The organism is Mycobacterium sp. UM_CSW, assembly GCF_000455205.1.
GTDB lineage: Bacteria > Actinomycetota > Actinomycetes > Mycobacteriales > Mycobacteriaceae > Mycobacterium.
Map to the genome: position 1 here is coordinate 1 of NZ_AUWQ01000079.1, position 12,007 is coordinate 12,007.

A 12,007-nucleotide genomic window follows, 5' to 3' on the forward strand; every position below is an offset into this window, starting at 1 on the left:
ACCTTCCTGGCCGCCGCGGTGCTCTACGCCCTGGCCATCGGCCAGGTGCGGGGGTTCGCCTTTACGTTGGGCCTCACCACGCTGCTGGACACCGTGGTGGTGTTCCTGGTGACCTGGCCGCTGGTCTACCTGGCGTCCCAGTCCACGACGCTGGCCAAGCCGGCGTACAACGGCCTGGGCGCCGTGCAGCAGGTCGCGCGGGAACGCCGGGCCGCGGCGGACGTGAAGACGGGACGGGGATAGCGCATGAGTGCCGCCAAGGATGCGACCGCGCTGACCGACAGCGCCCAGTTGCCGCACCACAGCTTCATTTCCCGGCTCTACACCGGCACGGGCGCGTTCGAGGTGATCGGGCGGCGCCGGATGTGGTTCGGGATCAGCGGCGCGATCGTCGCGATCGCGCTGATCAGCATCGTGCTGCGCGGCTTCACCTTCGGGATCGACTTCAAGGGCGGCACGACGGTGTCGATGCCGCGGGGGACAGCGCAGACCGCGCAGGTGTCCGAGGTCTTCCGCAAGACCATCGGCAAGGACGCCGAGTCGGTGGTGATCGTCGGCAACGGCGCCTCGGCGACCGTGCAGATCCGGTCGGAGACGCTGACCAACGACCAGACCACCAAGCTGCGCAACGCGCTGTTCGACGCCTTCCAGCCGAAGGGCAACGACGGCAAGCCGAGCAAGCAGGCCATCAGCGACTCGGCGGTGTCGGAGACCTGGGGTGACCAGATCACCAAGAAGGCGCTGATCGCGCTGGTGGTGTTCCTGGCGCTGGTCAGCCTGTACATCACCATCCGTTACGAGCGCTACATGGCGATCTCCGCGCTGACCACCATGGTGTTCGACCTGACCGTCACCGCCGGCGTGTATTCACTGATCGGCTTCGAGGTCAGCCCGGCCACGGTCATCGGGCTGCTGACCATCCTGGGTTTCTCGCTGTACGACACCGTCATCGTGTTCGACAAGGTCGAGGAGAACACCCGCGACTTCCAGCACACCAACCGGCGCACCTTCGCCGAGCACGCCAACCTGGCGATCAACCAGACGTTCATGCGCTCGATCAACACCAGCCTGATCAGCGTGCTGCCGGTGCTGGCGCTGATGGTCGTGGCGGTGTGGCTGCTGGGCGTCGGCACGCTGAAGGACCTGGCGCTGGTCCAGCTGGTCGGCATCCTGGTGGGCACCTACTCGTCGATCTTCTTCGCCACCCCGCTGCTGGTCACCCTGCGCGAGCGCACCGAGCTGGTGCGCACTCACACCCGCCGGGTCCTTAAGCGGCGCGCGCGCTCCGACGACTCGGCCGTCGAGATCTCCGAGTCGGCCGCCGAAGAGCCGACGGAGGCGACCGAGGAAGCCGAAGCCACCGAGGCGGACAAGGCCACCGAGGCCGCCGAGGCCCCCGCCAAACCCGCGCCGAGCAAGCCGGCCCCCGGCGCGCGCCCGGTGCGCCCCACCGGAACCCGGCGCCCGACCGGCAAGCGAAACGCGGGCCGGCGGTAGGCCATATGTTGCGGGCCGACCGGGGGAACCTGAGGGGGACCGCGGCGGCTGCGTTGGCCGGCATGCTGCTGGCGGCGTTCGCGTTGGCCGGGTGCTCGGGCAGCGCCGCCTCGAACGTCGACTACGTGGTCGATGGCCCGCTGGTCAGCTACAACACCAACACCGTCGTCGGCGCCGCGTCGGCGGGGGCGCAGGCGTTCGCCCGCACGCTGACCGGCTTCGGCTATCACGGCCCCGACGGGCAGGTCGTCGCCGACCGCGACTTCGGCTCCGTCTCGGTCGTGGGCGGTTCGCCGCTGGTCCTCGACTACCAGATCGCCGACAACGCCGTCTACAGCGACGGCAAGCCGGTGACCTGTGACGACCTGGTGCTGGCGTGGGCGGCCCAGTCCGGCCGGTTCCCCGGCTTCGACGCCGCCAGCCAGGCCGGCTACGTCGACGTCGCCAACGTCGAGTGCATCCCGGGTCAGAAGAAGGCAAGGTTGTCCTTCGTCCCGGACCGCGCCGTCGTCGACTACGCCCAGCTGTTCGCCGCGACCACGATCATGCCGTCGCACGTGATCGCCGATCAGCTGAACGTGGACGTGACCGCGGCGCTGCTGAGCAACAACGGGCCCGTGGTGGCGCAGATCGCCAAGCTGTGGAATACCGGCTGGGACCTCAAGCCAGGTGTCGACCTCAAGCGCTTCCCGTCGTCGGGCCCGTACAAGATCGAGCGCATCCTGGACGGCGGCGCGGTGGTGCTCGTCGCCAACGACCGGTGGTGGGGGCCCAAGGCGGTGACCAAGCGGATCACCGTCTGGCCCCAGGGGCCGGACATCCAGGACCGGGTCAACAACCGCAGCGTCGACGTCGTCGACGTCGCCGCCGGCTCCTCCGGCGCGCTGGCCACCCCCGACAACTACGAGCGTTCCGATGCGCCGTCGGACGGCATCGAGCAGTTGATCTTCGCGCCGCAGGGACCGCTGGCGCAGCCCAAGGTCCGGCGCGCGTTCGCGTTGTGCACGCCCCGCGACACGATCGCGCACGACGCCGGGGTGCCGATCGCCAATTCCCGCCTGCAGCCCGCCACCGAGGACGCCATCGCGGCCGGTGAGGGCGCCGCCGAGGCCGGTCCGTTCGGCAAGGCCGACCCCGCCGCCGCCCGCGAGGCCCTCGGCGGCGCGCCCCAGCCGGTGCGGATCGGCTACCAGGGGCCCAACGCGCGGCTGGCGGTGACGGTCGGGTCGATCACCAAGTCCTGCGAGGCGGCCGGCATCACCGTCACCAGCGTCCCGCTGGACACCTCCGGGCCCCAGGCGCTGCGGGACGGCAAGATCGACGTGCTGCTGGCCAGCACCGGCGGGGCCACCGGCAGCGGGTCGACCGGGTCGTCGGCCATGGACGCCTACGCGCTGCACAGCGGCAACGGCAACAATCTGTCGGGCTACAACAACCCCCAGGTCGACGGCGCGATCAGCGCGCTGGCGGTGTCGGCCGACCCGGCCGAGCGGGTCCGGCTGCTGGCGCAGGCGGCCCCGCCGCTGTGGGCCGACATGCCGACCCTGCCGCTGTACCGGCAGCAACGCACGCTGCTGACATCGAAGAAGATGTACGCCGTGAGCAGGAACCCGACCCGGTGGGGAGCCGGCTGGAACATGGATCGATGGGCCTTAATACAGTGAGGCTCGAGTGACGGGCGCTCCGGTGGCTGCGGTGATCGCGTCGCTGACGCGGGACGTCGCCGACTTTCCGCAGCCCGGCGTGCAGTTCAAGGACCTCACCCCGCTGTTCGCCGACCGGGACGGGATGAACGCGGTCGTCGACGCACTGGCCGAGATCGCGTCCGGCGCCGACCTGGTGGCCGGCATCGACTCCCGCGGGTTCCTGGTGGCCGCGGCGGTCGCAGGCCGGCTGGGCACCGGTGTGCTGGCCATCCGCAAGGCGGGCAAGCTGCCGCCGCCGGTGCACGCCGAGCGCTACGACCTGGAATACGGCAGCGCCACCCTCGAGATCCCGGCCGACGGGATCGACCTGCGCGGCCGCGACGTTGTCGTCATAGACGACGTGCTGGCCACCGGCGGCACCCTGGGCGCGGCCACCCGGCTGCTGGAGCGCGCCGGGGCGCACGTGACCGCGGCCGCGGTGGTGGTGGAAATCGTCGCGCTGGGCGGTCGCGAGGCCGTCGCGCCGCTGCCCGTGCACAGCCTGAGCAGGGCCTAGCACACTCGACCGGGCCGGGAGAACGGACTTTGGAGATATCCTCGACGTCGGAGGTGACAATCGTGGCGGACGACCAGAGCACGACCCAGGCCGTCGCGCCGCCGATCGAAGAGACGCCGGTCGTCGAGCCGTCGGAGGCGCCGACCGAGACGCTGAAGACTTCCAGCAGCGCCTCGCGCCGGGTGCGCGCCCGGCTGGCGCGGCGGATGACCGCCCAGCGCAGCGCGCTGAACCCCGTGCTCGAGCCGCTGGTGGCGGTGCACCGGGAGATCTATCCCAAGGCCAACTTGCAGCTGCTGCAGCGGGCGTTCGAGGTCGCCGACGAGCGGCACGCCACGCAGTTGCGCCACTCCGGTGACCCGTACATCACCCACCCGCTGGCCGTCGCCAACATCCTGGCCGAATTGGGCATGGACACCACCACTTTGGTGGCCGCGCTGCTGCACGACACCGTCGAGGACACCGGCTACACGCTGGAGCAGCTGTCGGAGGAGTTCGGCGAAGAGGTGGGCCACCTCGTCGACGGCGTGACCAAGCTGGACCGCGTCGTGCTGGGCAGCGCGGCCGAGGGCGAGACCATCCGCAAGATGATCACCGCCATGGCGCGCGACCCCCGGGTGCTGGTGATCAAGGTCGCCGACCGGCTGCACAACATGCGCACCATGCGCTTCCTGCCGCCGGAGAAGCAGGCCCGCAAGGCCCGCGAGACGCTGGAAGTCATTGCGCCCCTTGCCCATCGGCTGGGTATGGCCAGTGTCAAGTGGGAGCTGGAAGACCTGTCGTTCGCTATCCTGCACCCCAAGAAGTACGAGGAGATCGTGCGGCTGGTCGCCGGGCGCGCGCCGTCGCGCGACACCTACCTGGCCAAGGTCCGCACCGAGATCGTCAACACGCTGGGTGCGTCGAAGATCAAGGCGACCGTCGAGGGCCGCCCCAAGCACTACTGGTCGATCTACCAGAAGATGATCGTCAAGGGCCGCGACTTCGACGACATCCACGACCTGGTCGGCATCCGCATCCTGTGCGACGAGATCCGGGACTGCTACGCCGCCGTCGGCGTGGTCCACTCGCTGTGGCAGCCGATGGCGGGCCGGTTCAAGGACTACATCGCTCAGCCGCGTTACGGGGTGTACCAGTCGCTGCACACCACCGTCGTCGGGCCGGAGGGCAAGCCGCTGGAGGTGCAGATCCGCACCCGTGACATGCACCGCACCGCCGAGTACGGCATCGCCGCGCACTGGCGCTACAAGGAAGCCAAGGGCCGCAACGGAGTTCCGCATCCGCACGCCGCCGCCGAGATCGACGACATGGCCTGGATGCGCCAGCTGCTCGACTGGCAACGGGAGGCCGCCGACCCCGGCGAGTTCCTGGAGTCGCTGCGCTATGACCTTGCGGTCCAGGAGATCTTCGTCTTCACGCCCAAGGGCGACGTCATCACGCTGCCGACCGGGTCGACGCCGGTGGACTTCGCGTACGCCGTGCACACCGAGGTCGGTCACCGCTGCATCGGCGCCCGGGTGAACGGGCGCCTGGTGGCGCTGGAACGCAAGCTCGAAAACGGCGAAGTCGTCGAGGTTTTCACGTCCAAGGCGCCCAACGCGGGGCCGTCGCGGGACTGGCAGCAGTTCGTGGTGTCCCCGCGCGCGAAGACCAAGATCCGCCAGTGGTTCGCCAAGGAGCGCCGCGAGGAGGCGCTCGAGGCCGGCAAGGACGCGATGGCGCGCGAGGTGCGCCGTGGCGGACTTCCGTTGCAGCGCTTGGTGAATGGCGAGTCGATGGCTGCGGTGGCCCGCGAACTGCACTACGCCGACGTGTCCGCGCTGTACACCGCGATCGGTGAGGGGCATGTGTCCGCGCGCCACGTCGTGCAGCGGCTGCTGGCCGAGCTCGGCGGAATCGACCAGGCCGAGGAGGAACTCGCCGAGCGGTCCACGCCGACCACCATGCTGCGTCGCCCGCGCAGCAGCGACGACGTCGGCGTCTCGGTCCCCGGCGCCCCGGGCGTGCTGACCAAGCTGGCCAAGTGCTGCACGCCGGTGCCCGGCGACCAGATCATGGGGTTCGTCACCCGCGGCGGCGGGGTCAGCGTGCACCGCACCGACTGCACCAACGCCGCGTCGCTGCAGCAGCAGGCCGAGCGCATCATCGAGGTGCTGTGGGCGCCGTCGGCGTCGTCGGTGTTCCTGGTGGCCATCCAGGTCGAGGCGCTCGACCGGCACCGGTTGCTCTCGGACATCACCCGGGTGCTGGCCGACGAGAAGGTCAACATCCTGTCGGCGTCGGTCACCACCTCGGGCGACCGGGTTGCGATCAGCCGGTTCACCTTCGAGATGGGCGACCCTAAGCATCTGGGCCACTTGCTCAACGTCGTGCGGAACGTCGAGGGCGTGTACGACGTGTACCGCGTGACTTCCGCCGCTTAGCGCCGGCTGGCCGCCCGCTTGCGCTGCACCGGGATCCTGACGACCTCGGTGTGGGACTGTCCCTCGTCCTCCAACACGATCACGCCCTCCGCGTCGCTGCCAACCGGTTTGGCCGCCCCCTCGAGCACCTCGCCGACGACGCGGACCGCCTTGGGCAGCGCGGTGTGCGTCAACACCTTGAAGAGCGGGACCGCCGCGATGAACAGCGCCAGCGGCGGCTCGATCAGGCCCAGCCCGGTCGCCACCACCAGGCCGCCGAAGTAGCCGACAGACCGTGGCACGTCGACTTCGACGGCGCCCACCTGGACTTCCAACACGTTTTCCGGTGCACCGAACCGGATCTCCACGGCGCTACTGGTGGCCATGACCCCCTCCTCATACTCGTGCGGAAGCCTTCGGGTACCCCGTGCGGTCGCGCCTAGCCCACTCGCACGGGATTGAGCGTGTTATTCGCCGCCAAACGCCCCTATTCTTGGCGGATCGGGGTTTGACCGCGATAGGTGGTACTGCCATGACGGCGGCGGGATTGGCTTGCGGTGCGTGCGGTATCGAATTGCCGCCGAATTCGAAATTCTGCAATGCGTGCGGGTCTCCGGTCGCGGTGCCCGACACAACGGCGGAATACAAGCAGGTGACGGTGCTGTTCGCCGACATGGTGCGCTCGATGGACATCGCGACTGCGCTGGACATGGAGCGGTGGCGCGAGATCATGACCGAAGCCGTCGAGCGGTCTGCCGCGGCCGTGCGCCGCTACGGCGGCACGGTCGAATACTACGGTGACGGGCTGATGGCCCTGTTCGGGGCGCCAGTTGCGTTGGAGGATCACGCTTTTCGGGCGTGTCTGGCGGCGCTGGCGATCCAGGACGAGGTGAACCGGCTGGCGGAGGAGGTAGCCCGCCGCGATGGCGTGCCGTTGCGGTTGCGGGTGGGCCTGAATTCGGGACGGGTGATCGCCGGTGAGATCGGCTCGGGGTCGCCGAGGTACGCCGCGACCGGCCAGCCGGTCGGGTTCGCCGAGCGGATGCAGTCGGTGGCGCCGCCAGGCGGAGTGATGTTGTCGGAGTCGACGGCACGGCTGGTCGAGCATGCCGCCACGCTGACCGAACCCGAGTGGGTGCACGTCAAGGGCATCGACCAACCGGTGCGCACGCGCCGGCTCATCGGAATCGGTCCACGGCATGGGCCGGTCGGACGCGCTGAGGCAAGGCTGGTCGGTCGCAGCCGGGAAATGGCGGCTCTTGGCGCGCTGGTGGACCGCGCGATCAGCGGCCATGGTGGTGTGGTGGCTGTGGTGGGGCCGCCGGGCATCGGCAAGAGCCGGACGGCCCGCGAGACCGCGGCCGTGGCGGCCGGTCGCGGTGTCGAGGTGTTTTGGACCTACTGCGAATCCCACGCCGGTGATGTTCCCTTCCGTGTGGTCGCCCAGCTGCTGCGCTCGCGCACCGGCGTGGCCGACCTCGGCGCCGAGGCCGCCCGCGCCCGAGTGCGGGAGCAGCTGCCGAACGCCGACCCCCAGGATCTGCTGCTGCTTGAGGATCTGCTCGGCATCGCCGATCCCGAGGTGCCGCTGCCCGCCATCGACCCGGATGCGCGCCGCCGCCGGTTGACCGCCTTGATCAACGCCGCGTCGCTGGCCAGCACGCGACCGGCGCTGTTGATCATCGAGGATGCCCAGTGGATCGACACGGTCAGCGAGTCGATGCTGGCCGACTTCCTCACGGTCATCGCGCAAACCTCGTCGATGGTGTTGCTCACCGCCCGCCCCGAATACCAGGGAGCCTTGACGCGGGTGCCTGCCGCGCAGACGATAACGCTTGCCCCCCTTGGTGATTCGGACACCGCAGCGCTGATCGGTGAGCTGCTGGGCTCGGATCCGTCGGTCGGCGAGCTAGCGGATGCGCTCGCGGAACGGGCCGCCGGGAACCCGTTTTTCGCCGAGGAGATGGTGCGCGATCTGGCCCAAAGCGGCGCGTTGGCAGGCGAGCGTGGTGGCTATGTGCGCCAGGTCGATGTGGCCGAGGTGAGCGTGCCGGCCACGGTGCACACGGCCATCGAGGCGCGCATCGACCGCCTGAGCACATCGGCCAAGCGGACGGTGCACGCGGCGTCGGTGATCGGCGCACGGTTCGCGACCGACCTGCTAGACGCGTTGGGCATCGATGCGGTACTCGACGAGCCGCTGGGCGCGGAGCTCATCGATCAGGTACGGCCCACCCCACCCGCCGAGTACGCCTTCCGCCACCCGCTGATCCGTGCGGTGGCCTACGAGTCACAGCTCAAATCGGACCGCGCCGAGTTGCACCGGCGCGTCGCGGCCGCCATTGAATCAGGTGACCCGGCCGCCACCGAGGAAAATGCCGCCCTGATCGCCGAACACCTGGAGGCCGCCGGCGATGCGTATGCCGCCTACGGCTGGCACATGCGCGCCGCAGCCTGGGCGACCAACCGCGACTTCGCGTCGGCGTGGCTGAGTTGGGAGCGTGCCCAAAGGGTCGCCGATGCACTGCCCGCCGAGGACCCCAACCGGGCGGCCATGCGCATCGCCCCGCGCACCATGCTGTGCGGGATCGCCTTCCGAGTCCACGAGCGGGTTGCCGGGGACCGGTTTGACGAATTACGGGAGTTGTGCACCGCCGCCGGGGACAAGGCGTCGCTGGCCATCGGGATGGCCGGGCTGGTGGTCGATTACGGGTTTGAAGACCGGGTGCGCGAGGCGTCGGGGCTGGCATCCGAACAGATGGCCCTCATCGAATCCATCGGCGATCCGACCCTCATGTTGGGGCTGTCTCCCCTAGCGATCTACGCCAAGGCGGAAACCGCCGAGTTCGGTGAAATCCTGCGCTGGTCGCAGCGGGTCATCGAGCTGGCCGACGGTGACCCGTTGAAAGGCAACTTCATTGTCGGGTCCCCGTTGGCGATCGCCTTGATGGCGCGGGGGATTGCCCGGTGTTTGCTGGGTAGTCCCGGGTGGCGCGACGAAATACGGCACGGGCTCGCTACGGCCCGCAGCGCCGACCCCGGGACCTACGCGTGGGTTGTCTGCTGGGTCTACTTCGGTGGGATACCGTACGGCGTGCTGCGGCCCGACGATCGCGCGGTGCGCGAGATCGAGGATGCCCTACAGGACGTCGAACGATCAGGTGATGACGTCGCCGTGGCCCAAGCCCGGCAAACGCTGGGCATGGCGCTGGTGCACCGCCACACGGCCGTCGAGCGTGCTCGGGGACACAAGCTACTGACCGACGTCAGCGAGATGCTCCTGCGCATGGGATGGGGCTTATCCACGCTGCCGCTCCTCAATGTCTACTCGGCACGGGAGAGGGCTCGAGGTGGAGATCGCGATGAGGCCATCCGGTTGATGCGCGCCGCCGCCGACCATGTGTTCCGCGAGGGACAGCTGCTGGTGTATGGCATTCCCGCGACGGGTGTTCTGGTGGAGACACTGCTCGACCGCGGGACCGACGCCGACGTGGCCGAAGCCGAGGCCGCGATCAAGCGGTTGGCGGCTGCGCCAGCCGATGACGGACTGGTGATACGCGACGCCTGGCTGCTGCGGCTGCGCGCCCTGCTGGCCCGTGCCCGCGGCGACGATTCCGCCTACCGCGATTACCGGGATCGCTGTCGCGCCATGGCGGAATCGCTCGGCTACGAAGGACACATCGCCTGGGCTCAGAAGATGTGTGGTTAGGGCAAGCCATTCAGCCCGGGTGCGCCGAGCAGCGTGATGGTGCCGCCGCTGCCGGGGGTGCCCGCGGTCGTGCCAAGCCCGGCGTTGCCGCCGTTGCCGCCGGCGCCGAGGATCGCTACGGCGTTGCCGCCGTTGCCGCCGTTGCCGCTGGTCGTCGCGCCGTCTCCGCCGGCGCCGCCGGCACCGCCGTCGCCCAACAGCTTGACGTTGCCGCCGTCGGCCCCGCGGCCGCCGACAAGGCCGGCCCCGCCGTCGCCGCCGTTGCCGCCGTCGCCGATGATCCCGCTGTTGCCGCTATTGCCGCCGTTCCCGCCGGTGCCGAGGAACGCGGAGCCGCCCTGGCCGCCGTGACCACCGTTGCCGAACACCCCGGCGGTGCCCGCGTCGCCGCCGCTGCCGCCGTGTCCACCCGCTCCGGTGGCGTCCCCGCCGGTCCCGCCGGTGCCGCCGTTGCCGTGCAGCCACGCGCCCTTGCCGCCGTGGCCACCGAAACCGCCTATCCCGTTGGCGCCGGTAGCGCTCCCGCCGGCCCCGCCGGTGCCGCCGTTGCCCTGCAACCAACCGCCGTTGCCAGCGTTACCACCCAAACCGCCGGCGGTATCGCCGGCCCCACCCGCCCCGCCGCTGCCGCCGGAGCCTTGTAGCCACCCGCCGCTGCCGCCGGCGCCGCCGTAACCGCCGAAACCGTTGGCATCGCTTCCGCCGGCTCCGCCCGCGCCGCCGTGGCCGAGCATCGGGGCGTTGCCGCCCGCCCCACCCATGCCGCCAGTTCCGCCGACGGCCGTGGCGATCCCCCCGGCCCCGCCTGCGCCGCCGGACCCGATCAGCCACCCGCCCCGGCCGCCGACGCCGCCCGTCCCGCCCGTCCCGCCCTGCCCGCCTCGGCCGCCGTTGCCGATGAGGCCGGCGTGCCCGCCCGCGCCGCCGGGCGCGCCGGGATTGGTGCCGTTCCCACCGGCACCGCCGTTGCCAAACAAGATTCCGCCGGCCCCGCCGGGCTGCCCCACCCCGTTGATGGTTTGCCCAGTGGCGCCGTTGCCGATCAATGGGCGTTTGAACAGCGCTTCGGTGGGTGCGTTGATCACGCCCAGCACGTCGTGCTGGAGGATCTGCAGCGGTGAGACGTTGGCGGCCTCGGCCGCCCCGTACGCTCCCGCGGCGGAAGTGAGGGCGTTGACGAACTGGTCGTGAAAGGCCGTCGCCTGGGCGCTGATTGACTGGAATGCCTGGGCGTGCTCGCCGAACACGACCGCGATACCCGCCGACACTTCGTCCGCGCCCGCAGCCAAAACCTTGGTGGTGGGCGACGCCGCGGCCGCGTTGGCCGCGCTGATCGCGGACCCGATGCCCGCCAAATCTGTCGCCGCCGTTGTCACCGTCTCCGGCACCGCGATCACAAAAGACATTCCGTACCTCCCGACAGTTCGGCATTCGCCCGTTTGGTCACCGAGGAAAATCAGAAACGAAAGCAGCGTATCGCTGTCATTACAGCAAATTCCACTGTTTTATTGAAGATCTTGGTCCGAGCTGGCTTTGCCAAGGTCGCGGGCGCCAGGAGTCTCCGTTGTAGGTACGGCGCTTATATTCGTTGGGCGGCTATAGCGGGTCGACAATTTGCGCCGGCATGCTGGCGCCGGCTCCAACTCGAACTGGCCGCCTTCGACAACTGTCTTCGCGCAGGTCAAACCAAACAGACGACCGCGGGTGGTGACGGCGGCCAATAATTCTCTACCGCGCACCGGTTATTACCGCTAGGGAATCGATGACTTCCTACTGCCGGACGACCTGTCGCAGCCATGCCGCTTTCCTGCCTGGCGATCCGCAATTTTGAAGTATGTAAATCGCCTGCTCAACGGACCAATTGAATGGTTCCCGGGCTCAGCGGAGACTTGCGTACGGCAATATTAGTGCGTCACACGCATCGACAGCGCTTCATGTGAAGATTCGCACGACTTCCGGGGCGTGCGAACGGACGAAAGGCGGCCCTTAGAGGAACTGCCGCCTCCGGAAGTGGTTATGGGGCCGCGATCACTTACGACTCGGAATTGATTTCGATTCGAACGCTCCCATCGATAGGCAGGTTCGCATCGTACGACCGGTTCGGTAAGCTAATCAAGACATCTTCAGCGATTTAGCCGGCAGTGGGCGGCGCTGCGGCCGCTTTGGCCGGTCGGCAAATAGCGGAGCGCCAGAGAGT

The 12,007-nt window shown here is 69.4% G+C and carries 7 protein-coding genes and 1 pseudogene; 6 read left to right on the forward strand and 2 right to left on the reverse strand.

What is annotated here, in order from left to right; all coding sequences use genetic code 11:
• The 5 genes and pseudogenes from N415_RS23710 to N415_RS23730 all read left to right on the forward strand — a co-directional run.
• Positions 1 to 243, forward strand: a pseudogene (locus N415_RS23710) (protein translocase subunit SecD); the annotation flags it as partial.
• A gap of 3 nt (positions 244 to 246) precedes the next feature.
• The gene (gene secF / locus N415_RS23715) at positions 247 to 1,497 is read left to right on the forward strand and encodes a protein translocase subunit SecF (protein WP_068187302.1); all 1,251 of its coding nucleotides are present in this window, start codon (positions 247 to 249) and stop codon (positions 1,495 to 1,497) included.
• Between the two features lie 62 nt (positions 1,498 to 1,559).
• Positions 1,560 to 3,161 carry an ABC transporter substrate-binding protein gene (locus N415_RS23720; RefSeq protein ID WP_239645681.1) on the forward strand — a complete coding sequence of 534 codons (1,602 nt, stop codon included), beginning with the start codon at positions 1,560 to 1,562 and terminating at the stop codon, positions 3,159 to 3,161.
• A gap of 7 nt (positions 3,162 to 3,168) precedes the next feature.
• Entirely contained in the window at positions 3,169 to 3,699 is a 531-nt protein-coding gene (locus N415_RS23725) for an adenine phosphoribosyltransferase (RefSeq protein WP_239645678.1), read from the forward strand.
• Positions 3,700 to 3,761: 62 nt separating this feature from the next.
• Positions 3,762 to 6,122, forward strand: coding sequence for a RelA/SpoT family protein (locus N415_RS23730; protein ID WP_068187389.1), 2,361 nt, complete (start codon positions 3,762 to 3,764; stop codon positions 6,120 to 6,122).
• Here the strand turns inward: N415_RS23730 and N415_RS23735 are convergent.
• On the reverse strand, positions 6,119 to 6,487 hold the full coding sequence (locus N415_RS23735) for a hypothetical protein (protein WP_068187304.1): 369 nt from the start codon (positions 6,485 to 6,487) through the stop codon (positions 6,119 to 6,121). The two genes, N415_RS23730 and N415_RS23735, sit on opposite strands and share 4 nt — an antisense overlap.
• A gap of 146 nt (positions 6,488 to 6,633) precedes the next feature.
• Here N415_RS23735 and N415_RS23740 point away from each other — a divergent pair, with 146 nt between their 5' ends.
• Complete coding sequence (locus tag N415_RS23740; protein WP_068187305.1) at positions 6,634 to 9,810, forward strand: adenylate/guanylate cyclase domain-containing protein; 3,177 nt, start codon at positions 6,634 to 6,636, stop codon at positions 9,808 to 9,810.
• Here the strand turns inward: N415_RS23740 and N415_RS23745 are convergent.
• On the reverse strand, positions 9,807 to 11,216 hold the full coding sequence (locus tag N415_RS23745) for a PE family protein (RefSeq protein WP_068187308.1): 1,410 nt from the start codon (positions 11,214 to 11,216) through the stop codon (positions 9,807 to 9,809). The two genes, N415_RS23740 and N415_RS23745, sit on opposite strands and share 4 nt — an antisense overlap.
• Between the last annotated feature and the right edge of the window lie 791 nt (positions 11,217 to 12,007).

Excerpts from the sequence above, each read along its gene's own strand:
- N415_RS23735 (WP_068187304.1), bottom strand. The coding sequence starts at position 6,487 with ATGGCCACCAGTAGCGCCGTGGAGATCCGGTTCGGTGCACCGGAAAAC.
- N415_RS23745 (WP_068187308.1), bottom strand. The coding sequence starts at position 11,216 with ATGTCTTTTGTGATCGCGGTGCCGGAGACGGTGACAACGGCGGCGACA.
- secF (WP_068187302.1), top strand. The coding sequence starts at position 247 with ATGAGTGCCGCCAAGGATGCGACCGCGCTGACCGACAGCGCCCAGTTG.
- N415_RS23740 (WP_068187305.1), top strand. The coding sequence starts at position 6,634 with ATGACGGCGGCGGGATTGGCTTGCGGTGCGTGCGGTATCGAATTGCCG.
- N415_RS23720 (WP_239645681.1), top strand. The coding sequence starts at position 1,560 with ATGCTGCTGGCGGCGTTCGCGTTGGCCGGGTGCTCGGGCAGCGCCGCC.